The organism is Pontibacter mucosus, from assembly GCF_003054055.1.
In the GTDB taxonomy this organism is placed as follows: Bacteria; Bacteroidota; Bacteroidia; order Cytophagales; family Hymenobacteraceae; genus Pontibacter; species Pontibacter mucosus.
Genome location: NZ_QBKI01000015.1, coordinates 88,530 through 112,889, shown reverse-complemented (window position 1 = coordinate 112,889; position 24,360 = coordinate 88,530). Strand labels below are relative to the sequence as shown.

19 protein-coding genes are annotated in these 24,360 nt (G+C 52.1%); 16 read left to right on the top strand and 3 right to left on the bottom strand.

The window, feature by feature from the left end:
• Positions 1 to 247: 247 nt before the first annotated feature.
• The 12 genes from C8N40_RS21675 (at position 248) to C8N40_RS21615 (ending at position 17,338) form a co-directional block, all read left to right on the top strand.
• Positions 248 to 2,965, top strand: coding sequence for a SusC/RagA family TonB-linked outer membrane protein (locus C8N40_RS21675; protein ID WP_108213903.1), 2,718 nt, complete (start codon positions 248 to 250; stop codon positions 2,963 to 2,965).
• Between the two features lie 11 nt (positions 2,966 to 2,976).
• Positions 2,977 to 4,437 (top strand): SusD/RagB family nutrient-binding outer membrane lipoprotein, encoded by a 1,461-nt coding sequence (locus C8N40_RS21670; protein WP_108213902.1) that lies wholly within the window; start codon positions 2,977 to 2,979, stop codon positions 4,435 to 4,437.
• Between the two features lie 29 nt (positions 4,438 to 4,466).
• Positions 4,467 to 5,717: an alkaline phosphatase family protein gene (locus C8N40_RS21665; RefSeq protein ID WP_108213901.1), complete on the top strand. Its 1,251-nt coding sequence runs from the start codon at positions 4,467 to 4,469 to the stop codon at positions 5,715 to 5,717.
• 508 nt (positions 5,718 to 6,225) lie between these two features.
• Complete coding sequence (locus tag C8N40_RS21660) at positions 6,226 to 9,930, top strand: SBBP repeat-containing protein (RefSeq protein ID WP_108213900.1); 3,705 nt, start codon at positions 6,226 to 6,228, stop codon at positions 9,928 to 9,930.
• Positions 9,931 to 10,415: 485 nt separating this feature from the next.
• Positions 10,416 to 11,279 carry a sulfite exporter TauE/SafE family protein gene (locus C8N40_RS21650; RefSeq protein ID WP_108213899.1) on the top strand — a complete coding sequence of 288 codons (864 nt, stop codon included), beginning with the start codon at positions 10,416 to 10,418 and terminating at the stop codon, positions 11,277 to 11,279.
• 118 nt (positions 11,280 to 11,397) lie between these two features.
• Positions 11,398 to 12,810, top strand: coding sequence for an MBL fold metallo-hydrolase (locus tag C8N40_RS21645; protein ID WP_108213898.1), 1,413 nt, complete (start codon positions 11,398 to 11,400; stop codon positions 12,808 to 12,810).
• Between the two features lie 174 nt (positions 12,811 to 12,984).
• Positions 12,985 to 13,314, top strand: coding sequence for a rhodanese-like domain-containing protein (locus C8N40_RS21640; protein WP_108213897.1), 330 nt, complete (start codon positions 12,985 to 12,987; stop codon positions 13,312 to 13,314).
• 78 nt (positions 13,315 to 13,392) lie between these two features.
• Positions 13,393 to 13,950 (top strand): YeeE/YedE family protein, encoded by a 558-nt coding sequence (locus C8N40_RS21635; RefSeq protein ID WP_108213896.1) that lies wholly within the window; start codon positions 13,393 to 13,395, stop codon positions 13,948 to 13,950.
• 164 nt (positions 13,951 to 14,114) lie between these two features.
• Complete coding sequence (locus C8N40_RS21630) at positions 14,115 to 14,528, top strand: YeeE/YedE family protein (RefSeq protein ID WP_108213895.1); 414 nt, start codon at positions 14,115 to 14,117, stop codon at positions 14,526 to 14,528.
• A 97-nt stretch (positions 14,529 to 14,625) separates the two neighbouring features.
• Entirely contained in the window at positions 14,626 to 15,891 is a 1,266-nt protein-coding gene (locus C8N40_RS21625; protein ID WP_108213894.1) for an MFS transporter, read from the top strand.
• A gap of 67 nt (positions 15,892 to 15,958) precedes the next feature.
• Positions 15,959 to 16,324 (top strand): hypothetical protein, encoded by a 366-nt coding sequence (locus tag C8N40_RS22500; RefSeq protein WP_146173621.1) that lies wholly within the window; start codon positions 15,959 to 15,961, stop codon positions 16,322 to 16,324.
• A 135-nt stretch (positions 16,325 to 16,459) separates the two neighbouring features.
• On the top strand, positions 16,460 to 17,338 hold the full coding sequence (locus C8N40_RS21615; protein ID WP_108213892.1) for a DoxX family membrane protein: 879 nt from the start codon (positions 16,460 to 16,462) through the stop codon (positions 17,336 to 17,338).
• Positions 17,339 to 17,478: 140 nt separating this feature from the next.
• Here the strand turns inward: C8N40_RS21615 and C8N40_RS21610 are convergent, their stop codons facing one another.
• Positions 17,479 to 18,600, bottom strand: a complete 1,122-nt coding sequence (locus tag C8N40_RS21610) for an alpha/beta fold hydrolase (protein WP_211318162.1) — start codon at positions 18,598 to 18,600, stop codon at positions 17,479 to 17,481.
• Positions 18,601 to 18,865: 265 nt separating this feature from the next.
• On the opposite strand from C8N40_RS21610, the gene C8N40_RS21605 reads away from it, so the two are divergent.
• The 4 genes from C8N40_RS21605 (at position 18,866) to C8N40_RS21590 (ending at position 22,524) form a co-directional block, all read left to right on the top strand.
• Entirely contained in the window at positions 18,866 to 19,780 is a 915-nt protein-coding gene (locus C8N40_RS21605; protein WP_245905224.1) for an AraC family transcriptional regulator, read from the top strand.
• Positions 19,781 to 19,860: 80 nt separating this feature from the next.
• Entirely contained in the window at positions 19,861 to 21,219 is a 1,359-nt protein-coding gene (locus C8N40_RS21600; protein ID WP_108213890.1) for an amidohydrolase family protein, read from the top strand.
• Positions 21,220 to 21,278: 59 nt separating this feature from the next.
• Positions 21,279 to 21,884: an ankyrin repeat domain-containing protein gene (locus tag C8N40_RS21595; RefSeq protein WP_245905223.1), complete on the top strand. Its 606-nt coding sequence runs from the start codon at positions 21,279 to 21,281 to the stop codon at positions 21,882 to 21,884.
• Between the two features lie 385 nt (positions 21,885 to 22,269).
• A complete protein-coding gene (locus C8N40_RS21590) occupies positions 22,270 to 22,524 on the top strand; it encodes a hypothetical protein (RefSeq protein WP_108213888.1) in 255 nt (84 codons plus the stop codon).
• A 380-nt stretch (positions 22,525 to 22,904) separates the two neighbouring features.
• Here the strand turns inward: C8N40_RS21590 and C8N40_RS21585 are convergent, their stop codons facing one another.
• Together C8N40_RS21585 and C8N40_RS21580 are read right to left on the bottom strand one after the other, a co-directional pair.
• The gene (locus tag C8N40_RS21585) at positions 22,905 to 23,447 is read right to left on the bottom strand and encodes a dihydrofolate reductase family protein (protein ID WP_108213887.1); all 543 of its coding nucleotides are present in this window, start codon (positions 23,445 to 23,447) and stop codon (positions 22,905 to 22,907) included.
• A gap of 68 nt (positions 23,448 to 23,515) precedes the next feature.
• Positions 23,516 to 24,355 (bottom strand): helix-turn-helix domain-containing protein, encoded by an 840-nt coding sequence (locus C8N40_RS21580; RefSeq protein WP_245905222.1) that lies wholly within the window; start codon positions 24,353 to 24,355, stop codon positions 23,516 to 23,518.
• Positions 24,356 to 24,360: the final 5 nt, after the last annotated feature.

Sequence of the window (24,360 nt, the reverse complement as noted above, 5' to 3'; positions counted from 1 at the left end):
TACTTATACTTATACTTATACTTATACTTATACTTATACTTATACTTATACTTATACTTATACTTATACTTATACTTATACTTATACTTATACTTCGGCAGTAACTACTATAAACCCATCCGCGCCGCCCGCACACAGACTGCCTTTCATAGCGATTCCTTAATATTAGCTCAACATTGGAGTAACATCGCCTCTATAGTTTTGCCGCACTTATAAGGCACGGAGAACGAGAAAAACATCGGAGAACCTGAAGCAAAAAGCCCGTGAGGGAAATGCCATCAACAACCTGGTCGGGAAGGTGGCGGGACTCAGCATCAAAAGCTCCACCGATCTGTTTCAGGATCCAGCCATCAGCCTGAGAGGCCGAAAGCCCCTTGTGGTGATAGACGGGGTGCCGGATCAGACGGCCGACATCTGGAAGATCAACTCCGACGATATTGAAAGTATAAACGTGCTCAAAGGCTCTACGGCCTCCGCCCTGTATGGCTCTATCGGTCGTAACGGCGCCATTATGATCACGACCAAGCGTGGCGGGAAACAGCAACTGAGTGTGGAATTGAACTCCTCCACCATGTTCCAGCCGAGCTTTATCCGCATTCCCGAAGTACAGACCACCTATGGCAGTGGCAATAACGGAAAGTATGCTTACGTGGACGGGTCCGGCGGAGGAATTGAGGGTGCGGGCTGGATTTGGGGCCCTAAACTGGATCAGCCTAGCGCCGGCACCCCAAGCGGCTTCTGGGAAACACCGCAGTACAACAGCCCAGTGGATCCTGTGACAGGCGTGCGCCAGCCCCTGCCCTGGATTTCGCGCGGCAAAGACAACGTGGAGAACTTCTTTCAGACCGGGTTGATGTCCACCAACAGCCTGAGCGTCACCAGCGGCGGGGAGAAAGGCAGCTTCCGGGCAGCGGCGTCCCATATCTACCAGAAGGGCATTGTGCCGAACACCAGCCTGAACAACTCTTCCTTCAGCGTGGCGGGCAACTACAGCCTGTCCCCCAAGTTAAAGGCCGATGCCCGCCTCAGCTATAACAGGCAGTACACGGATAACTTCCCCGAAACCGGGTATGGCCCTACCAATTACCTTTACAACCTCGTGCTCTGGACAGGCGCCGATGTAGACGTGCGGGACCTCCGGAACTACTGGGCCGAAGGCAGAGAGGGAGAACAGCAACGGCATTACAACCAGTCGTGGTACAACAACCCCTACTTCCAGGCCTACGAATTCCAGCGGGGGTATTACAAAGACAACACCTTCGGGTCAGTTACTTTCGACTATGAGCTGAGCCCCTCTTTCAGCGCCATCTACCGGACAGGCGTTAACCTCTACGGGCTGACCAGAAGTACAAAAGAGCCGAAAAGTTACGTTGGCTACAGCAACAAGTCCAGGGGCAATTATGATGTGAGCAACCAGCACTACTTCGACATCGTTTCGGACCTGATTGTGCAGTACGAGCGTGACCTGGGCAAGGACTTCGCGCTCAAAGTGCAGGCAGGAGGCTCAAATAATTACCAGGATCTCAAAAGCAACCACCTGGCTACCGATGGGCTGACCATCCCTGGTTTTTATAACATTGGCAACTCTGCCAATCCGGTTCAGGGCTCCAACTCCATAGAGAATCAAAAGAAAAACAGCGTTTACGGAGTGGTGGACCTGGAGGCCTTCGGCGCATTTTACCTGAGCGTTACCGGGCGAAATGACTGGGTATCCACCCTGCCGGTCAGCAACAACTCCTTCTTCTACCCCTCTGTGGCGGGCTCTCTGGTTGTATCGGACCTGGTGACCATGCCTTCCGTTATCTCCTATCTGAAGTTGCGCAGTTCCTGGTCGCGTGTCTCTGAAGGCCGCATGGGGGTCTACCCGTACAGCCACATCGCCGCTTATGAAAACGGTGTTAAATGGAACGGCGCACCTTCCCTATACTATGGCAGCAGCAACCTGAACCCGGACCTGAAGCCCGAAACATCCGATACCTGGGAGGCCGGTATCGAGTTGAACCTGATGCGGAACAGGCTGGGTTTTGATCTTACCTATTACCAGTCACGCGACTATAATAACATCACCAACATACCTGTTTCCTTGACCAGCGGCTTCGCCTACAGGCTGGAGAACGGCAACGTATACCAGCGAAAAGGCGTGGAACTGATTGCGCGGGCCACACCGGTGCAACGCAACGGGCTGAGATGGGACATCACCGCCAACGCCAGCCAGTACCGCCGTTACCTGAAGGAGATTTTCGGGGGGGCCGAGGAACTGAACCGCCTCAAGGTAGGTGACCGCACAGACAAAATATTTGCCTGGGTGTACGAGAAGTCGCCGGACGGCAGCATCATCTACAACAGCAACGGTTACCCGAAATCAGATCCGTTCTCCCGCTTCGTGGGCTATGACGAGCCGGACTGGACGTACGGCGTTGAAAACGCAGTCTCTTACAAAAACGTGAGCCTGAAGTTTCTCTTCGACGGGCGCCTGGGCGGAAAAATCTACTCGACCACCAACCAGAAAATGTGGTGGGGAGGCTCGCACCCAGGCACGGTAAACCACTTCCGGGATGAGGCAAACAACGGGGAGGCCACCTTTGTAGGCGAAGGGGTAATCGTAACAGGCGGCGAAGTGAGGTATGACGGACAGGGCCGTGTGGTAGAAGATACACGCCAATTTGCTCCCAACACCAAAGCCGTGAGCTACATCAACTACATGATCAACACCAGCAACGGGCACAACCATAACTACCACTACTACGATGAGACCTTCCTGAAGCTGCGCGAAGTAACGCTGACCTACCAGCTTCCGGCCAGCCTGCTCCAAAAGACGCCTTTGCAGGCAGCCTCTGTATCGCTTGTGGGGCGCAACCTGCTGCTGTGGTCGAAGCTGCCGAACGTAGACCCGGACACCGGGGCAGATAACCTGCAGACCCCAGCCACCCGGAGCATGGGCATCAACGTCGACCTTAAATTCTAACCCGAACAGAAATGAAAAATATACGAATACTCTTATTTACGCTCCTTGCAACATGCTTTTCTGCCTGCCAGGATTTCGAGGAGCTGCAACTGGACCCCAACCGCACGACGCAGGCAACACCTGACCTGCTGCTCACCAACATTGAGATCAGCGCCTTTAACAATGTACCCTTGTCTGCTGCGCTGGCCTCGCGGTACCTTGTCAACACAGACGGGGTTTCCCTGGAGCAGTACTATGGCTGGCAGCGGTCGGGGTATGGCAACTACAACAATTTAAGGCAGGTGGTACGGCTTGAAGAGGAAGCCGCGCGTCTGAATAAGCCGGTGTATGCGGCCATGGCCAAGTTCTTCAAATCATACTTTATCATTGGCCTAACGCAAACTTTTGGCGATGTTCCCTACTCCGAAGCACTCAAGGGGGGTGAGGGCAATTTCTCCCCGGCCTATGACAGGCAGGAAGACATTTACCTGGGTGTGTTAGAAGACCTGAAAGCCGCCAACGCGATCCTGGCAAGCACACAAGAGCCGATCGCCGGCGATGTGCTCTACAAGGGAGACCTGAAGAAATGGCAAAAGCTGGTCAACTCCTTTTCGCTGCGCGTGCTCATGAACCTTTCGCTGAAAGAGAACAATCCCAAGCTCCAGGTAAAGCAACGCTTCCGGGAGATAGTGGATAATCCGGCGCAGTATCCGATATTTGGCTCAAACAATGACAACGCTGCCCTGCCATACTACGACCTGGAGAGTAACCGCTACCCGCATTACAACAACAATAGCTTACAGACTGCCTACTATATGGAAGAAACCTTTGTCGCCTTGCTGCAGGAGCTCGAAGACCCGCGTTTACCCAGGCTGGCCGCCCTGGCACCCAACATGTCCACGCGCCCGGCAGAAGACCTCTCGGCATATGGTGGTGTAAGGGGGAGCGATGCCCTGGACCAGAATAAAGCGAAAGTTGTGGGCGGCGCAGCTTCTAAAATCAATGCCCGGTACTACAACAACCCCGTCAATGAGCCGGCTTTGGCGATAGGCTATGCGGAGGTGCAGTTTATACTGGCCGAAGCAGCCATCAGGGGGTGGATCAGCGGCAATGCAGAAGATTACTACAAAAAGGGCATCGAGGCGAGCATGCAGTTTTACGGTATTCCCCAAAGCAGCATAAACGATTACCTGGCAAAGCCGGAGGCGCAGTTGCAGGCAGCCGATCCGCTGGCCGCTATTCTGACCCAAAAGTATATCTCCTTTTTTATGAACTCGGGCTGGCAGCCTTTTTATGAGCAGCGCCGCACTGGTCTCCCTGCCTTTGATGTGAGCGGCAGCGGTATGCTGAACGAAAAAAGAATCCCAAAACGCTGGATGTACCCCGAGAATGAGTTTCAGCTGAACAGAGCGCACGTGGAGGCAGCCATCGACAGGCAATATCCGGAGGGAGATGACATCAACGCCACGATGTGGTTGCTGCGCCAGGAATAACAGAAATTCACGTATAGCAAGAATTAAATATGAGCTCAACCAATAAGATAGTAAAAAGCCTGCTTTTGCTGCTGTGCCTGTTCTCTGTAGAATCGGCATGGGCCCAGGCAGGGAAGAAGAAAGCACTGTTCATTATGGTGGATGGCATTGCGGCCGATGTGCTGGAGAAGCACCCGACCCCGAACATGGACCGGATTGCTGCCGTGGGCGGTTATGCCCGGGCCTACGTCGGTGGTGAAAAAGACGGTTACTCTCAGACGCCCACCATCTCGGCGGTTGGGTATAACAGCATGCTGACCGGCACCTGGGTGAACAAGCACAATGTCTGGGGCAACGCCATCAAGGCTCCCAACTACCACTACTGGACCATATTCAGGCACCTGAAAGCGCAGTATCCGGAAAAGAAAATCGGTGTTTTCTCCAGTTGGCTCGATAACCGGACCAAGCTGGTTGGAGATGGCTTGCCGGAAACAGGAAGTATAAAGGTAGACTATGCCTTCGACGGATTCGAGTTGGACACGGTTACCTTTCCGCATGACAAGGAAAGTGAATACATGCACCGCATTGATGAGCATGTGGCCAATGGGGCGGCGGCCGGTATACGGGAGCATGCCCCTGATTTATCCTGGGTATACCTGCAGTACCCCGATGACATGGGCCACCGCTACGGTGACAGCGACCAGCTCCACAGGGCCGTTACCTATGCTGACAACCAGGTAGGCCGTATCTGGGAGGCTATCGAATACAGGCAGCGGCAGCACCAGGAAGAGTGGCTGATAGTCATCACGACGGACCATGGAAGAGACAGTGAAACCGGAAAACACCACGGTGGCCAGACCGAGCGGGAACGCACCACCTGGATTGTGACCAACGCTCGTGACCTGAACAGTTACTTTGCGCAAAAGCCGGGTATAGTGGACATCATGCCAAGTGTAGCCCGCTTTATGGATATTTCGCTGCCACGGGAAGTGCAGATGGAAATAGACGGTGTGCCCTTCACTGGGAATATATCGTTAGCCCAGCCGACTGCTGTTTACCAAAACAACTCGCTTATACTTGGCTGGAAAGCCCAGCAGAAAAAGGGAAAGGTAAAAGTATGGCTGGCCTCTACCAATCATTTTAAAGAGGGTGGCCAAGATGAATATAAGCTGGTAAAGACAGTACCGCTTAAAGGAGAGAAGGCAGTAATTCCGGTCGGAGGGTCGACATCTGGCGGCATGTATAAAATTGTGCTGGAAGGACCGCACAACATGGTGAACAGGTGGGTGCTGCTGCCTTAGGCATACCGGTAAGAAGCAGTAAGTATAAAAACTGATCATATAGAAAGCCTCCTGGTGCTACCAGGAGGCTTTTTTTAGTCTGGGAGGGTGTACCTTCTCCTTTGATGCATACGCTATGGCTTAGGTGGGCTGTAACAGCAAAGGGGCCAGCAAATGGCACAAATTAGACTACACTTAACTTCCCTGCGACCTAAGCCGGCAGGAACTATAGCATGCCTTTACTTACGCACGGAACTTTAAAGCTTGGGCTCACCGGTTTTCCCCATAAAACCTTACCGGAAGCTGCTATTCATCAAAGCTTTTATACCTTTTACACCGCAAGCACCTACCTAAACCAAATAAAGCGTTTTTTAGGCTCTTAAAAATATAACTATACAAATAAAAATCGTACCTATTTTAATAAGATAGTTTTATTCCGGCTGCCCTTTCGGCTTCTGTATCACTAGCAGAAGCTCTCCATCCCATACATACCTTATTGCATTACACAAATGTTAAACTTTCTACTGCTATGAAAACAAAACTACTTTACTGCCTCGGGCTATGCTTATTAACCTTAAGTATAAAAGCAGAGGCGCAGCAGCCCGTTGAGGAATGGATCAGAACATATGATAGCTCCGGGCCAACGGGAGACAAACCTGCAAACGCTAAAAACATTGTTACGGACAATGAGGGCAATAGCTATGTCATTGGCACGGCCAACAACAACAATACATACGAAAGTAAAGCCGTGACTTTTAAGCTTTCACCATCAGGTGAGGAATTGTGGGTACAGGAATACGCAAAAGGATCTTTTAGTGATGCCACTGGCATTGCGGTAGATAATAAAGGCGGCGTATATGTGGCTACTGGCGATGCGATAGTCCGTTACGACGCTCAAACTGGTGCAGAAAGTTGGGATAACGCTACAGGTATTCGCGCTACAGACATCGCTGTCGACAACCAGGGGAGCGTCTACATCACCGGTAATACCTCCATCAGTACAGAGAGCCCCAATTATGCTACCATCCGTTATGATGCCGCTACCGGAAATGAAATTTGGTCCAGCACCTACAACGGCGAGAGCAATAACACGGACTTTGCAACAGCCATTGCCGTTGATAACCAGGGCGGCGTTTATGTGACCGGTGTAAGCTACACGGGGGATTTTGGCGCCGATTACGCCACCGTTCGCTATGATGCCGCTACCGGCAGAGAGGACTGGGTGAGCCGCTACAGCATGGGGGGAGTCTTTGGGGAGCCATTCATCGCTGTTGATAACCAGGGTAGTGTCTTTATTACCGGAACCACCTACAACAGCATGACGGGGTATGACATTGCCACCGTCCGGTACTCCGCTACCACCGGAGAGCAGTTGTGGGACAGGCAGCATAATAAGGCTGGCAACGGCTACGACTGGGCAACCGCGATTGCCGTCGACAGCCAGGGGAGCGTGTATGTTACAGGCTACAGCGGCAGCACCTACAACAATTCAGATTTCACCACCATCAGGTATGATGTTGCCACCGGAGAGCAGAAATGGCTTAGGTATTATAATGAGGCGGATAATACGCGGGATCAGCCTGCAGGCATCGCCGTAGATAACCAGGGCGACGTTTATGTGACCGGTACCAGCCAAACCGGGGAAAGCCCCTACGCATTTACCACCATTCACTATGAGGCAGACACAGGTAACCTAAAATGGGTCAGTACTTATAGAGGAAAAGAAGAAGGCTGGGCTGAGGCAGAGGGCATTGCAGTAGATAACAAGGGAGGCGTGCTTGTTACCGGGTTCAACGCTGCCAGAGAGACAGGCCCTGACATTGTTGTCATCCGCTATGAAGCTACTACCGGTGAAAAAGACTGGGAGCAACGCTTTAACAGCTTTGGAAGTCAAAGCGACTATGGAATAGCTGTTGCCGTAGATGCTGCCGGGAATGCCTATGTAACCGGCATCAGCGACAACCACAATTTCAACGTAGGCCAAGCCAATATTGTCACCATCAAGTATTCCCCCACAGGAGAGGAGCTTTGGGTCAGATTATATGATGGTGGCCTTAACAATCAGGTGCGCGCCATCGCCGTTGACAACGAAGGGGGTGTTTTTGTGATCGGAAGCAGCGATGGGGACTACGTCACTATCCGCTACGACGCCGCTACCGGCAACACGGATTGGGAAAAGCGCTACAACGGTGATTACAATGGCTGGGATAATGCTGCAGGGCTAGCTTTAGATGGTAAAGGAGGTGTATACGTAACCGGAAGCAGCCAAACAGGAGAAAACACCTCCACTTTTGTCACCATCCGCTACGATGCGGCCAGCGGGCAGCAGGAATGGGCCACCTCACTCAAGGGAGAAAGCAATGATAACAATGCCGCGGAAGCCATTGCAGTTGACAGCACAGGGGGCGTCTACGTCACGGGAAATAGCGCTGGCGATTACCTCACCGTCCGTTACGACGCCGCCACAGGAACGCAGGCATGGGCCAGCACCTACAGCGGGGAGGGCGCTGGACAGGAATGGGTTTCAGACATTGCCGTCGATAACCAGGGCAGTGTCTACGTTACCGGCTCCAGCGAAGGCATCCATACTTTTGCGGATTATGCTACGGTAAGCTATGATGCAGCAACTGGCCAGCAGCAATGGGTAAGCCGGTATGATGCCGGCAAAGATGGATTCGATCATGCAACAGCCATAGCAGTCGATAATAGTGGCGGCGTATACGTTACCGGAGGTAGCCAAAGTATGGGAGGGGAAGAAATGGATCATACCTATGATGTTGTCACCATCCGCTACGAAGCCTCCTCAGGGGCACAGAAATGGTTAGCACGGTATGATGGCAATGCCTTAGACTTTGCAAATGCCATTGCTGTGGACAATGCGGGAGGAGTTTATGTCACCGGTCGCAGTGAAACAAGTTCGGGAGGAGCTTTTAACACCCTCAAGTATAACGCAGCAGACGGCACCCAGGTATGGGCTATCCAGACAGAAGAAGGTGAGACAGATAACGCCGCCAGGGACCTGGCCTTAGACGCTGAAGGCAATGTTTTCGTGACCGGTTACGGCTTCCGTACAGGAACCGGGACTGACATCATCACCGTCAAGTACAGCCAGGGCCAATGCGCAGTTCTGGCCGATGCGGCCATCCAGGGCAACACAACGGCTGCCACAAATACCAAAAATGCCGTCTACACTCTCACCGGCTCAAACGCCACCAGCTATACCTGGCGCATCACCGGCTCCGGCGGATCTGACTACACAGGCTTTACCGGACAGGGCACTTCCTCCATCTCGGTTGACTGGCCCGCTACGCCCGATGTGTATAGATTAAGTGTCAGCTACAGCGGCGGCGAGGGTTGCCCCACCCAGGACACCACGCTATACGTGCATGTGTTCAACCCACAAGCCGGCTTTGTCACCGGCAGCGGCTGGCTCATTACGCCTGCCAACCCGAATTACGAACTAATGCAAGGCGGCGGCAGGATTCAATGGGCTCTGGTGGCAAAGTATAAACCTAAAACGGAAGACGTAGCGCAGGGCTCCCTCATGCTCCTGCTGGAAAGCGGGCCAGCCATTTTCCGCAGCACCAGTGTCGAGGATGGCTCGCTGGTCATTACCGGCAACAACGCCTTCTTCCGCGGCCAGGGCACTCTCTCCTACCTTAACGGCTCAGGGGGCATGACCACCGACCCGCGTCGCTTCGCCTACCTAGTCTCGGCTACAGACGGAAACTACAGCGCAAAGCACACCCAGAGGAACAAAGAAGAGGATCGGCTGCGCATCCTGATTTGGGAGCTGAACGCCGACGGTACCCGCGGCGCGGTGGTCTACAACAACCAGGCAGCCTGCTCTACTAACCTGGCAGAAAACGCGCCGGCCTGCGCAGCCATCGGTGGCGGTAACATCACCATCCATGGGCCAAGTATGAAGGCCATCAGAGAAGGTGCCGTGCTTGCCCTGGAGGAAGGGCCTGCGGCGCAGGGGCTCATGGCCTACCCCACCGCCTTCCGCGAACGCACCACCCTTGGCTTTACCACGGAGCAGGACACCGACTACAGCCTGGAACTATACGACCTGAAAGGGGCACTCGTAAGGCGAATTGCCACAGGCACGGCACAGGCAGGTCAGCGTTACGAGCATGAGGTGGTAGCAGAGGGCCTGTCAAAAGGTCTCTATGTGGCCCGGCTGGCCGCTGGTGAAAAGGTCGAGACCGTAAAAATTATCCTCGAGCGGTAGCGTAGTCCCTACTCTCAAGCCGGGCAACAAAAAAGCTGTGCTGAAAAGCACGGCTTTTTTGTTGCCCGGGCGCCTCTTGTTAGCCGCCGAAGGCAAAGGAAAGAATGCAGTGTATGCGCCTGCAAGCCTTGGATGGGATGGTCTGAATAAGATAGACGAGAGGCTACTTTTTACCAAGGGTGCCATGCAAAAGTACGCGGGAACGAAGTATAACTCCTCATCAACTGATAGCCGGCGAACTCAGCAGCTCACCGGGGGGTATCACGAGGCTGCTATAAACCAGTGCAGGCTGAACCGCAAAAACCCGTCAGAGGTACACCGCCTGGGGAAACTTTATGAAGTACAGCGAAAAGGGACGTGGTGATGCACCAGGCCCCTTTTCATTTAGCTTCATCCCAGATAGCCCCCTGTGTGACAACAGTCACTGTGCTCCCTGCCGCCCTGCCCTACTTTTGTATCGGATTTCAAGATAAAACTTTAGGAAAATGGAAATACTCGGATTCATCGCTGCCATGCTCATCGGCTTATCCCTTGGCCTTATCGGTGGTGGCGGCTCTATACTTACCGTGCCGGTACTGGTGTATTTACTGGGCCTGAGCCCTGTTATCTCCACCGCTTACTCTTTGTTTATCGTCGGCCTTACCAGTTTGGTGGGCTCATACAAATTTTACCAGAAGGGGCTGGTTAGCCTGAAAACAGCCGTTGTGTTTGGTTTGCCCTCTATTGTGGCAGTTTACCTGACGCGCCGCTACCTGGTGCCAGCCATACCCGGGAATCTCTTTTCAGTAGGTGACTTTATGGTTACCAAAGGCGTGCTGCTGATGCTCCTGTTTGCCGGCCTGATGGTGTTTGCCTCCATATCTATGATCAAAAAGAAAAAAGAAGTTCCGGCAGAGCCAGCCGATGCAGTGGATGAGAACATGGACACAGATTCCGCTATCAAGCACACGGACCTAAAAGAAGTACACCCCGAGCCTAAGTTTAACTACGGCGGCATTCTGGCCGAAGGCTTGGTAGTGGGTACGCTCACAGGACTGGTCGGCGCTGGCGGCGGCTTTTTGATCATCCCGGCCCTGGTGCTTTTCAGTAAGCTGGACATGAAGATGGCCGTGGGTACTTCCTTGCTCATCATAGCCGTAAAATCGCTGTTCGGCTTTGTGGGCGACATCTTCAACTATGAGATAGACTGGATGTTTCTCGCCATCTTCTCGACCATTTCTATTTCCGGTATCTTCATCGGCTCCTTCCTGTCCACCAGGATCCACGCCGATAAACTGAAGACTTCCTTTGGCTGGTTTGTGCTCGTAATGGGAATCTACATCATCATCAAGGAAGTATTTTTCGCCTAAAACCAGCAACGTGATATAAGTCACAGACACATGCTATACTATTTCCGAATTTTGTATGGTCATCAGGAAAAGGGTGACAATACATCTAGAAACTAAGAAACCATAAAAATCAGCTACCATGAAAGTAGAACAGATCTATACCGGTTGCCTGGCTCAGGGCGCTTACTACATCGAGAGCAACGGCGAAGCCGCCATCGTAGACCCGCTGCGCGAGGTGAAACCATACCTGGATAAAGCAGCGAAAGACAATGCCACTATCAAGTATGTGCTGGAGACGCACTTCCACGCCGACTTCGTGTCTGGGCATGTGGATTTAGCCAAAGCTTCCGGCGCCACGATTGTCTTCGGACCAAACGCCAAAACAACGTATGATGCCTACATTGCTAAAGATGGCGAAGCTCTGAAAGTAGGTAATATCACCATTAAGGTGCTGCATACACCGGGCCACACGATGGAGTCCACCACCTACCTCCTGATAGATGAGCAGGGAAAAGACCACGCGCTCTTCTCCGGCGATACACTGTTCATCGGGGATGTGGGGCGTCCGGATTTGGCTGCAAAATCTGACCTGACGCAGGAGCAGTTGGCAGGACACCTGTACGACTCGCTTCGCAACAAGATCATGCCGCTGGCAGATGATGTGATCGTGTACCCGGCCCATGGGGCGGGTTCGGCCTGCGGTAAGAACATGAGCAAGGAGACGAGCGATACGCTGGGCAACCAGAAGAAAACGAATTACGCCCTTCGTGCCGACATGACCAAAGAAGAGTTCATCAAGGAAGTAACCGATGGCTTGCTGCCGCCGCCAGCATACTTCCCGCTGAACGTGAAAATGAACAAGGAAGGTTACGACAACATAGAAAGTGTGCTGGAGCAAGGCCTGCAGGCATTATCGCCGGAGGCTTTAGAGGCGGCAGCCAACGAAACGGGTGCCTTGGTACTGGATACGCGTAAGCCGGAGACATTTGCAACTGGTTTCATCCCTAACTCCATTAACATCGGTATCGATGGCAACTTTGCCCCCTGGGTTGGCACCCTGATTCCGGACATCAGGCAGCAGATACTGCTGGTAACAGACGAAGGCCGCGAAGAAGAAGTAGTAACCCGCCTGGCCCGCGTAGGCTACGATTATACTATCGGTTACCTCAAAGGCGGTATGGACGCCTGGAAAGCGGCTGGAAAAGAAGTAGATACCATCGCCTCTATCTCAGCTGAGACATTTGCCCAGCGCTTTGAGCAAAACAATGCCATTAAAGTGGTGGACGTGCGTAAGCCAGGTGAGTTCCAGGCCGAACATGTAGAGACGGCACAGAGCGCCCCGCTGGATTACCTGAACGAGCACCTGGCCGAACTGCCTAAAGAGGAAGCCATGTACCTGCACTGTGCCGGTGGCTACCGCTCCATGATTGCAGCGTCAATCTTGAAAGCCAGGGGCTTTGAGAACGTGGTGAACGTGGAAGGTGGCTTCAAGGCCATCTCTGAAACAAGTGTACCGAAAACCGCTTTCGTTTGCCCAAGCACACTAAAGTAACCTCTTCTGATTAAAGACGCTTGTTGCGCTGGCGTGGTGTAGCACTGCGCCAGCCATTGAGTTTCTGAGTGCATCTACTTTCTGCGTGACCAAAGTCACAGACAAAGGCTGCGACTGTTACGACCTTTGCATAGTATAAAAAAATTGAGTAATTCACTTTAAAGTAGTAGAGTTATGTTTAATATATTCAGCTCAAAACCAAAAAATTATGAAAACCTGGACGGCGCTGCTTTCAGAACCATGTACCAAAGCGCCCCAAAGGCAGAGCTGTTGGATGTGAGAACAGCCGGTGAGTTTGCCAGTGGTTCTATTAAAGGAGCCAGGAACCTCGATGTTACTTCTTCCCAGTTTCAGCAGGCGCTGAAAACGATGGACAAGGACAAAGAGTACTTTGTGTTCTGCCGCAGCGGCAACCGCAGCGGTTCTGCCTGCGACATCATGGGCAAAGAGGGATTCAAAGCCTATAACCTGGCCGGCGGTATAAATGCCTGGCCCAAACAATAACCCCGTAAAGCAGGGAAGGGCTGCCACTTGGTTCCAGCGCTGCCCTGTCTTCTAAACCCTAAACTAAACAAGCAAGAAATGATAGAATTTTTGAGTCAACCGTGGCCCTGGTATACATCGGGTATCGTTATCGCTTTGGTCATGTTGATACTGCTGTTCTTTGGGAAGTCGTTTGGCTTCTCATCCAACCTGCGCACGATTTGCGCTGCCTGCGGTGCTGGAAAAACCGTGAAGTTCTTTGATTTTGACTGGCGTGCCCAGACCTGGAACCTGCTGTTCCTGGTAGGTGCCATTTTGGGCGGCTTTATCGCATCTGAGTTTCTTTCGAACGGAGAGGCCGTTCAAATATCCCAGGCAACCATTCAAGACCTGAGCGCATTGGGTATTTCAGCACCGGAGGGCATACAGCCGGAGGAGATCTTCAGCCTCGAGAGCGCCTTTTCACTTAAAGGCTTCCTTATCCTTTTACTGGGCGGATTTGCCGTAGGATTTGGGGCGCGCTACGCTGGTGGTTGTACATCAGGCCATGCCATCAGTGGTATCTCTAACCTGCAGCTGCCATCGCTTATTGCTGTGGTCGGCTTCTTTATCGGTGGCTTGTTCACCACCTGGGTACTGATGCCACTTATTTTTTAATGAGTGATGAGCGGTGACGAATGGGTAATGAATGTTCATCTTTCATTACATAATAATACAATGGATGTTATACTTAATCCTTCAGTACTATCTTTTGCTTATTATTCATTCATCCTTACTCATAATTCATTAGTTAGCCATTAATCATTAGAAATTAAATTACCGTGAAGGGATTAAAATTTATACTTGCCGGCATCCTGTTCGGCATCGTGATGAGTAAGTCGGAGGCCATATCGTGGTTCCGCATTCAGGAGATGTTCCGCTTCCAGTCGTTCCACATGTACGGCATTATCGGCACGGCCGTGGTATTGGGCATTATCATCACCTACGTAATCAAGAAGTACAAGCTGCGTGATTTCCAGGGCAACCCCATCGTATTTATACCAAAAGAGAAGTCCGTGCCGCGCTACCTGATCGGCGGAACCATCTTTGGCCTGGGCTGGGCGTTGACCGGTGCCTGCCCAGGGCCAATGTTCGTCAACATTGGCTTCCAGTACTGGTCAATCCTGATAGCGGTGGTGGGCGCCATAGCCGGGACGTTCCTGTACGGCGCCATCAAAGACAGCTTACCGCATTAAAACCTGGCTAAAAGTAAAGTGCGTTAAGAAAGTCACCGGCCCCGGTGCCGGGGCTTTCTAACGTACTAGAACCAAAAGGCAAGAGCAAGAGAATACCATGGCAAAAGCATCGGATATCAAACTTGGCTTACGGGAGAACGCAAAGCAGTTCTGGCTGCTGGTGCTCGTAAACGGCTTTGTGGGTGCCATGGTGGGGCTGGAGCGATCCGTAATCCCGGAGTTTGCCGAGACAGTTTTCGGTATAAACGGGCACACCGCCCTATTGTCGTTTATAGTTGCTTTTGGCCTGGCCAAATCAGGCGCTAACCTGGCAATGGGCCAGCTGGCCGCAAAGTATACCCGCCGGCAGTTGCTGCTGACAGGCTGGCTGTTTGCCCTGCCCGTACCCTGGTTGCTACTGTATGCCGATGCCTGGTGGTGGGTTATATCGGCTAACTTGCTTTTGGGCATAAACCAGGGCCTGGCATGGTCGGCCACCGTGGTGATGAAGATTGACCTGGTAGGGGAAAAGAACCGTGGCCTGGCCATGGGCATTAATGAGTTTGCCGGCTACCTGGCGGTGGGGCTGGTGGCCTTCCTGGCAGGATATATCGCTTTCACAAGCGGAGATGTAACATACGCTTTTGTTCCAGGCATAGGCTTCTCCATTATCGGTTTGCTGCTCACTATTTTCCTGGTGCGCGATACGCACAGCCATGTGCAGACCGAAGTAAAGCAGACCAACATCCCGCTGCTGCACAATGTCTGGAAGGATACCACCTGGCGCCACGGCAACTTAGGATCTGTGACACTGAACGGTTTTGTGAACAACCTGAATGATGGCATCCTGTGGGGGCTGCTGCCCGTGCTGTTAAGCTCTAAAGGCTATACCCTTGCCGAAACAGGCCTGCTGGCCGGCATTTACCCGGTGGTATGGGGGCTGGGCCAGTTGGTAACTGGTAAGCTGGGCGATGTGCTTTGCAAAAAGCAATTGCTGAGTATAGGCATGCTGCTACAGGGCGTAGCCATTGGGTTGCTTATCTTTACCGGCTCCTACCCTGTCCTGGTGGGGACACTTGTTATGCTGGGAGCTGGCACGGCACTGGTTTATCCTAACTTCCTGTCGGTGGTGGCCGAGAACACGCACCCCAGCCAACGGCCGCAGAGCCTGGGTATCTTCCGCTTTTGGCGCGACTTCGGGTATGTGGCGGGAGCGGTAGCTGCCGGTGTTTTCGGTGACTTATTTGGGCTGAAAGCTGTTATACTGGGCACAGCTATACTTACCGTGGGGGCAGGATTGTTATCTGAGTGCAGGATGTGCTGCACCCAAAAGCTGCTGTGGCAAAGCAAAGAATGCCGCACCAGCTTGGTTAAGCCATGCTGATTTAATACTTAGAAAAGTATAGCCTGAAGGCTTGCGGGCCTGTAAAACTGGCACTATACAGAACTAAATGATGAGGATTTACCTGCTGTTTTTTGTAAGCTTTGTGCTCCTGCTCTTCGCAATACCGAAGAACAGCAGTATGCGCAGCTTTGCACAGCAGGTTGAGCTCAAGAAGTCGTGCAGCAACGTGAAGCTTTTTAGCAAAAAGCCCTGCGCTCGAAAATGCCTGAAACACCAGACGCACTCCCATAAGCAAAACAACGCAGCAGGTGTAGCCTGGGACTGCCATCAGCAGGTGTATGCATTGGCAAATGAACATCAGGAGGAAGCCATACTCCTGTTTCCACCACGACCGGATGTTATACTTCCACATATCCGTAAGCACCTTTCTCCTGTTCTGGAGTACGATCCCGAGCCGCCCCGCCATTCTTAAAATACGCTTTACAGCCAGGCACAGCTGAACTGACCGGAGTTACAGCTGGTGCTGCCATACCTGTACTTGCCCACCAGCTAAGTGCAGGCAGGCTCCTACATTCTCTCAAAAGTTATTTTAAGAATATCAAATCTTATGGAATCTACCCCAAAACAAAAAATATCATTCCTCGCGCTGCGCGGCTTGGGCAGCCTGATTTTTATGGTGGCAGGTACAAGCCACCTGCTGAAAACCGCTGGTGCAGCTGCCAGGTTAGAAAGGGCGCCCTTTGCGCACCTGGCCACCTGGATGGCACCCGCCGAAACGCTCATCATACTTTCAGGTATGGGCTTGCTTGTGGGTGGCCTTCTGCTGCTGGCGGGCTTTAAAACAAAACTGGCTTCTGCCGTACTGCTGGCCATCCTGATTCCCGTCACGCTGACAGTTCAGGTAGGCAGCGGGGACTATGGCCCTTTGTTCAAGAACGTGGCGCTGATTGGTTTGCTCATCTTCTTTCTTGTGAACGGTGCCTTATACTATGGCCTGGACCAGGTTCTGGAACAAAAGAGGAAAGCCAGGTTGGCTCCCATACGCCACAACAACAATGCGGCAGCCCTGGCGGTTGGTTTTATGGTGCTGCTGGGTTCCTGCGCCACGACAAATGCACAGCATGCAACACAAGCATCCACAGCCTTGGCGTCTACCAAATATGCCGTGCTCATCAGCCAGCCCAACCACCTGAAGGCAGCGGTTAACACAGCCCAGACAATCACCAGAGAAAGTAAGTATAACCGGGAATCCTTTGTGATAATGGCCTGCGGAAAATCTGTGGAGGCCTTTAAGAAAAATGGCGGAATGGCTACTGAGATAGAGAAAGGCCGGACGGCCGGAGTGACGTACATGCTATGCGGTATGTCGCTGCAGCAGTTTAAGATTCCTGCTACGGATTTGGTTGATGGTGTAGAAGTTACGCCCAACGGCCTTACCTATATGTTTGACCTCAAGCAAAATGATTACATTACGGTAGAGCTTTAATCGCAGCAATGTTAAAAAGCAGCTCTGTAGACGAGAATGAATATGTTCTAGAAGATATAGGCCGGGATAGGACCCGGCCTATATACTTTCACTTCCCGCTTTTCCTGCACTATGGCTGAATAAGGAATTCACCGTACCTATTACCTGCTTTTCTTTGGCCGCCCACTTGCTTCCAATGCAAGCGGCCTGACATGTTCCAGCAGGGAAACGAGCATTTTACCAGGCTCCTCCAGCGGGATAAGATGGGCAGCGTGCTCAAACCAGATCGCCTGTTTTTTAGGCGCCTTGACCTGCGCCAGCCACTGCGCGGTAGGTTCGGACGGGGTGGTGTAGTCGTGCCGCCCCATGAACATGAACACAGGGATCGGAAATGATTTGATGCCATCGAAATTAACCTCCAAAAATTCCGGCAATACCTTCTCCAGCGTGAAAAGGCTGCCCTGGTTTATGGCCGAGACCTCTTGTCTGGTATACTCCGGGGATAGTAAGGGGGCAGCGAAAAATTGTCTGGAATCAGTCCTGTAGGCAGACAGCCCCCCGTAGTACTGAGGCCACTTTCTGGCCAGCACAATACGCTCCCTTGTCAGGGGTTTATCCCCGGGGTATGGGGCAATAGAGGTCAGCTCTTTCAGGGCCTCTTCGTTCTTTTCCTCAGAAGCTACCCTGAGCGCGTACGCAAAGCTGATTTCCTCATTCTTTACGGTGTTTATCACCTGGCCAATGCCCACATAGGCATAAAACAAATCCGGCCGCTGGAGCGCCGCCTTCATGGAGATGATGGTTCCCCAGCTATGGCCCATGAGTATAAGCTTTCTTTTCCCATACTTCTCCCGTACATGCTCCGCCAACGCAATGGCATCCGTTACATACTGATCGATGAAGAGGGTTTTGCCTAATTGTGCGGTGTCGTTTAAAGTATAGGTTCTGCCCGAGGCCCTCTGGTCGTAGTTCACAAAGGTGAAATACTCCTCCATCGGCCCCTGAAAGGTCCACATAACGGGTGAAAGCGGAGAGGCAGGGCCGCCATGTACAAAAAGGATGATCGGGTTTTCCTTATCCTTGCCCCTGACATACACCGCGTGCTGCACCCCGCCCACCTCCACCTGGTAGCTTTCCTGCAACCCGTTGGGTGTCACGATGGTCTGCAGTTCCCGGATGATGTCCCGTCCTTTGGCATACTCATCCGCTGCCGGGGTGGTTTGGGCGTGCAAAGCCGAAGTATAAACTAGCAGCAGGAGGAAGAAAAAGTATTTCATAAGCATAGGGCACAATGGTTTTAAGATCCGGGATAATGTGGTCAACTTACTTCCCTACTGCCGCTGCCTGCTAACAAACCACATAAAAGAAAGTATAAGTTATCCTTGGCGCATCTGCGCAGCCTGGGCTGTATACACCCTTTTGCCTGAGCAACAGCCCAAACTTATTAAATCCTTATACGATAACAATTTATACTTTCTACTTCCAAATCTAAAGTACAAACGGCATATAAAGCACGAAAAAGGTGCATGCGGCGTTTAAAGGTGGTGATTGCGCCACCCTGATTCCCTTTACTGTGTTGTAGCTGGCGGAGAGCCATACCTTATACTTACCCCGGTGATCGAGAAAGACTATTTTCCCATACTTGGCATACAGGAGTTTCTGCCGGACCTGCAGTCGGAGGCGAACCTGCAGTACCACGAGCTCTGTGGGGAGCGGCACATCGAGAAACCCCACAAGCACGACTTCTTCATTCTGCTCCTGGTGGAGAAAGGAGGCGGCACCCATTCCATCGACTTTCGGGAGTACACTGTAGGCGATTGCCAGCTACACTTGTTGCTTCCGGGCCAGGTGCACCGCTGGGACCTGGAGAAAACCACCCTGGCCTACCAACTCATGATCAGCCGTCCCTTGTTTGAGACCTTCTCGTCCTCCCTGGAGTTTTCTTTTATACTTTACCAGAAGTACCCCGTGCTCAGCCTCTCCGCGGAGACCTTCCGGCAGTTGCGCTACGAGTTTCAATCCATCCGGGACGAGCTACGTAGGCGGCCCGTTCACTGGGGCATCCTCACCCTGCGGTGCCAACTGGTGGCCCAGTTCATCAGCCGCGAGGCCGAAAGCAAGTATGAGGACTTGGCGGCCTACCGTGCCGCCCCTGCCTTGCTGAAATACCACAACCTGGTGGATTTATACTTTAAGGAGCACAAGACGGTGGCCTTTTATGCTGAACAGTTGCATATCTCGGCTAACTACCTCAACATACTCTGTAAAAAGCACCTGCAGGTCCCGGCCATGTACCTCATCCAGAACCGCATCACCCTGGAAGCCAAGCGGCTCCTGCTGGCTTCTGAGATGACGGTGAAAGAAATCGCCTTTGAGCTTGGCTTCAGCGACCTGGCTTATTTTTCCAACTTCTTTAAGGCCCAGACAGGTACTTCGCCGCGCGCTTTCCGGAGCCAGTTATAAAATCCACAAGTTTTGGCAGTAATCCTGCATCTGCCAGAAGTATAACGGGGGTTACCTTTGCAAGTATAAAAGGAAGAAGTATGGCCCCACAACGTATAACCCGGAAAGACTTTATCATTAACTCTTCAATGCTGCTGGCTGGCAGCAGCCTGATGGGATGCAACAGTATACTTGCCGCCAGTCAGGCAGAAGCCCCTGAGCAGCGCATTGGAACTGCTACGGGCAAGAACCTGACGCTGAAAAACGTCAGGCTCGAAACAGGCTTTATTTACGAGGAAGGGGAAGTAACCGGCACCAAAACTGAGTTGTTCACCATTGAGCTGAGTGAAGGAAAAATCAAAGCCATTCTGCCCAACAATCCAGGTGCCAAGGCTATCGATGCCCAGGGGCTTTTGCTGCTTCCCGCCTTCAAGGACATGCACATCCACCTGGACAAAACGTTTTACGGTGGCCCATGGCAGGCCCGGAGAAAGAAAAACCGAACCGTGCAGGATATGATTGCCTACGAGCAGCAGGTGCTGCCGGAGATGCTCAAGACCTCTACCGAGCGGGCCGAGAAGCTCATCGAGCTGTTGCAGTCGAAGGGTTCCAACTTTGCCAGAAGCCACGTCAACATCGAGCCCACCTCCAGACTCGACTCCCTGAAAAACCTGCAGCAGGCCCTGGAGAACAAAAAGGATAGCTTTGGCGCAGAGTTGGTCGCCTTTCCGCAGCACGGCATCTTCCGTTCCAACTCCGAGGCGCTGATGAAAGAAGCCGCCACGATGGGCATCGACTACATTGGTGGCCTGGACCCGCATGCCATCGATGGGGACGTGGAGAAAGGTCTAGATTTTATAGTGCAACTGGCCCTCGACCATAGCAAAGGAATTGACATACACCTGCACGAGGGCGGCGAGCCTGGGCTGCGCACCGTGGAGTACCTGATCGAACGGATAAACGAGAACCCGGTCCTGAAAGGGAAAACCTTTATCAGCCATGCCTTTGTGCTGGCCAGGTTAGAGAACCCTAAACTGGAGGAGGTAGCCGAGAAACTGGCCGCGGCCCAGGTGGGCATTATCTCCACCATCCCTTTCGGAAGTATAATGATGCCTATCCCGACACTGTACAAGTATGGCGTGGACGTGCGCACCGGCAACGACTCCATCATCGACCACTGGAACACCTTCGGCTCGGGCAGCGTGCTGCAGAAAGCCAACCTGATGGCGCAGCTCTACGGCTACTCCACCGAGTTTGAACTCTCCCGTTGCCTGAAACTGACCACGCACAACGTCCTGCCGCTAAGCGATGAGGGCAAGCGCCAATGGCCACAAGTTGGCGACATAGCCGATATGGTATTGGTAGATGCCAGCTGCTCGGCAGAAGCCGTATCCCGTATCTCTCCTGTCACATCGTTGATTCATCAAGGAAAAATCATCTTCCACAATTCTGCCGTATGAACACATTCTTTTTAAAGCTTTCCTTTTTTCTTTTTACCGCATGCCAGTCTGAAACCACTATGCGCACGCAAACTGCCCAGGATACCGTTGTAAAGGCCGTCGTAAACCGGAAACTAGACAAGGTGGCCACCGCCCTGGCTAACGGTGCCAATGTCAACGCCACCGATCAACAGAAAAGGTCCCTGCTGCTGCTGGCTACCCATAACAACGACCTGAAAATGGCGCAGCTGCTGGTGGCGCATGGCGCTGACGTAAACCAGCAGGATGCCATCAAAGACAGCCCCTTCCTGTATGCCGGTGCCGCCGGTTATACTTCGCTGGTGAAATTGTACCTGGAGCATGGCGCCCGTTTTGATGTGTTTAACCGCTACCACGGCACCGCCCTGATCCCCGCCTGCGAACGGGGCCACCTGGAAGTGGTGAAGCTGCTGGCCAACACCGAAGGCTTCCCAATCGACCACGTGAACCGCCTGGGCTGGACAGCCTTGATGGAAGCCGTTGTGCTGGGAGACGGCAGCAAGACCTACGTGGAGGTGGTACAGACGCTGGTGGATGCCGGCTGCGACATCACAATCCCCGACAAAGATGGCGTGACAGCGCTGCAGCATGCCCGGGAGCGGGGCTATACCGGGATAGCAAAGGTGCTGGAAAAAGCCTCTCGCTAGTTAGGCCAGGATAAGCTCCTTCCGGAAGTGCAGGTAATCCGGCCCCTTTCTCCCTGCGACACAAAAGCCCTGTGCCTGGCAAGACGCAACTGCCTGTAGTTCTACGCTCACCCGCAGGCCTTCTGGTGCACCATGTCAACGATTTTGGTCACGTTCGAAGCACTTTCCCGAAAAAGCCAACACAAGTCCGGCACCTCCACACCTGTGTCCGCTAGGGATCAAGCGTATACTAACACCTGCACCTCCCCACCTGGTAGTAGGCAAGCAGTAACCGGCGTCGCTCTCTACAGCCGGTTTGCTTTTCTTGACGCTAGCATAACAGTCCCGTTGCCTTAGGGTAACATGCCATCCGTAGCTTTGCTCTATAACTTACAAGCGAAACCGTATGCTGGAATATCTGGAATTAATATTGTGGAAGGTGAGCTTCGACAGGGCCTTGTTTGAGAAAGAGTTGAGGAAAGGGGTGGCCCAACTTGATACCGAGGAGTTACTACTGCTTGAAGACTGGTGCCATGAGCTTTTCGCCGACAGGTACCATGCCGTCCTGAACAGTATCTTCTGTGGCGGGAGTTGCAAAAAAACTCCCCTACAGCCTGCAGGGGAAGGAAAAGTTTACACTAGCTCCCTCTCCCTTCCGTAACAATCGGTGCAAAACCCGATGCCTCTGGTGGCAACAACTTTCTCCTGCGTTTCATTGGCGATTTGCCTGTAAGCATTTATAGTCTGAAAGCAATCCGCCAGGCCGTTATCCTACTTATTTAAATAACTTGTTGAGTGTTGGGGTGCTGGCTGGAAACCTTGCCAGCAACTTCAGCAGGAGTAAAAAGTGCTGTGGAGTGCGTTTGATAACCCCTGTAGCGCCCAATTTTTTACAAGATGTCGAGTTATTTAACATGACGTGCACGTATGGCACCTGCCCACAGGCCGCGTTTTGAAGCCGAAAGCCACCATCCCGTGTGTATAGTACAGTTGGTTGTGCTCGCCGCCACATTTGGGGCGGTGCTGTTGGTGGGTCGTAATTTATGCTGGTTCGTACGTCAGCTCTACCACCCCTGATCTAAACACCCGTGTGCCTGTTAGTTTCAGTTCAACCTGTTCTCTCAGATCCTCAAACAGGGGTTTACCACTACCCAATGCTATAGGGTGGACAGAGATTTTGTATTGGTCAATAAGCCCCAGGTTGATGAAGGTCTTGATAAGGCTTGCGCCCCCGTAAAGCCAGATATCCTTGCCTCCCTGCTTTTTTATGGCGGCCACAGTGCTGGCAATGTCGGAAGAGATGAAGGTGGCTTTCCCGTCGGTTCGGTTTTGACTTGAAAAAACGTACTTGTCTTTGGAATGTATCCCCTGCCACATCAGCTGTTCTGCCGGACTTGCATTTTCCTCTGGCTGAAAGTTGCCCCAGGCGTCATAGCTCACCCTGCCGTAAAATATAGTGTCTATACTTTGGATAAAGGCATCAAAGTCCATGTCATCGTCCATGATGCACCAATCAATTTCGCCGTTCGGGCCTTCAATAAACCCATCTAAGGTTGCGGCAAGATTCAGAATGATTTTTTTCATTTCCTTTCACTTTTTTCTTGCAAAGAAACGGTAACCTTTCTGTTTCTGCTTTGGAAAAATGCGACAATCTAGAGGTGCGAAGGCGAAAGCCCGGTATTGCGCTTCACTTCATTGGCTAGATGCGAATGGTCATAATAACCACACTCAAAGGCAATGTCTAACAAGCTTCTTTTATCATCAGCGCCCTTAATCAGAGACAAAGCATGCTGAAACCGGACAATATTTGAATACTCTTTCGGTGAGATGCCAACCTCCTTCTTAAAATGGCGCTCCAGTTGCCTTACTGTCATGTGGTTCCTTTGAGAAAGCTCCTGAATGCTTAGCTGCCCCTTTGCATGATGTATATCTTGTATAACGGACTGTAACTGGTTGCCTCTGCTTTTGACTCTGTTAATGAAAAACTCGTTCAGGTAACCGCAAGGGTTTTCAAGGACTTTGTCAATATTGAATGAAAGGGGCCTATCAAACTCAACGGTGTTGTCCGTCAGGTCATGCTGAGGGACGTAATTATAAAAAGCTGAAAAGCTTGCCGGCTTCAGGCAAACCCCAACTAAGTGAGTATTGGAGTTGATAAAGCTGTCCTTAAAAGAAGTCATCGCACCCACAGCATAGGTTTTACCAAACTCCATAGAAACCAAACCGTTGTCTGTCAAACAAGTGTCGCCCAGGTTCATGACTAACCCGGCACAGCCATCCGGGAAATTCCGCTCCCATTGCTTGTCCGGTTCCTCTCCCTTCAGCACCCAAAAGGAGTGAATGTAGGGCTCAAGTTTTACGCTGGGTTTAATTTCTTGGTATATCATACGTACGTGCCGATAGGTTTCACCAAAGTATAATATAACAGCTAAGGCTGAAAAAGCAGTACTAGTGGGTATATTTTTAGCTTTCCAGTAGCCTGAGTTAGCCATAGTGC

Coding starts and splice junctions, on each gene's coding strand:
- C8N40_RS21625 (WP_108213894.1), top strand. CDS start 14,626: ATGGCAAAAGCATCGGATATCAAACTTGGCTTACGGGAGAACGCAAAG.
- C8N40_RS21640 (WP_108213897.1), top strand. CDS start 12,985: ATGTTTAATATATTCAGCTCAAAACCAAAAAATTATGAAAACCTGGAC.
- C8N40_RS21615 (WP_108213892.1), top strand. CDS start 16,460: ATGGAATCTACCCCAAAACAAAAAATATCATTCCTCGCGCTGCGCGGC.
- C8N40_RS21590 (WP_108213888.1), top strand. CDS start 22,270: ATGCTGGAATATCTGGAATTAATATTGTGGAAGGTGAGCTTCGACAGG.
- C8N40_RS21595 (WP_245905223.1), top strand. CDS start 21,279: ATGCGCACGCAAACTGCCCAGGATACCGTTGTAAAGGCCGTCGTAAAC.
- C8N40_RS21600 (WP_108213890.1), top strand. CDS start 19,861: ATGGCCCCACAACGTATAACCCGGAAAGACTTTATCATTAACTCTTCA.
- C8N40_RS21610 (WP_211318162.1), bottom strand. CDS start 18,600: ATGCTTATGAAATACTTTTTCTTCCTCCTGCTGCTAGTTTATACTTCG.
- C8N40_RS21650 (WP_108213899.1), top strand. CDS start 10,416: ATGGAAATACTCGGATTCATCGCTGCCATGCTCATCGGCTTATCCCTT.
- C8N40_RS21670 (WP_108213902.1), top strand. CDS start 2,977: ATGAAAAATATACGAATACTCTTATTTACGCTCCTTGCAACATGCTTT.
- C8N40_RS21585 (WP_108213887.1), bottom strand. CDS start 23,447: ATGAAAAAAATCATTCTGAATCTTGCCGCAACCTTAGATGGGTTTATT.
- C8N40_RS22500 (WP_146173621.1), top strand. CDS start 15,959: ATGATGAGGATTTACCTGCTGTTTTTTGTAAGCTTTGTGCTCCTGCTC.
- C8N40_RS21660 (WP_108213900.1), top strand. CDS start 6,226: ATGAAAACAAAACTACTTTACTGCCTCGGGCTATGCTTATTAACCTTA.
- C8N40_RS21665 (WP_108213901.1), top strand. CDS start 4,467: ATGAGCTCAACCAATAAGATAGTAAAAAGCCTGCTTTTGCTGCTGTGC.
- C8N40_RS21645 (WP_108213898.1), top strand. CDS start 11,398: ATGAAAGTAGAACAGATCTATACCGGTTGCCTGGCTCAGGGCGCTTAC.
- C8N40_RS21635 (WP_108213896.1), top strand. CDS start 13,393: ATGATAGAATTTTTGAGTCAACCGTGGCCCTGGTATACATCGGGTATC.
- C8N40_RS21580 (WP_245905222.1), bottom strand. CDS start 24,355: ATGGCTAACTCAGGCTACTGGAAAGCTAAAAATATACCCACTAGTACT.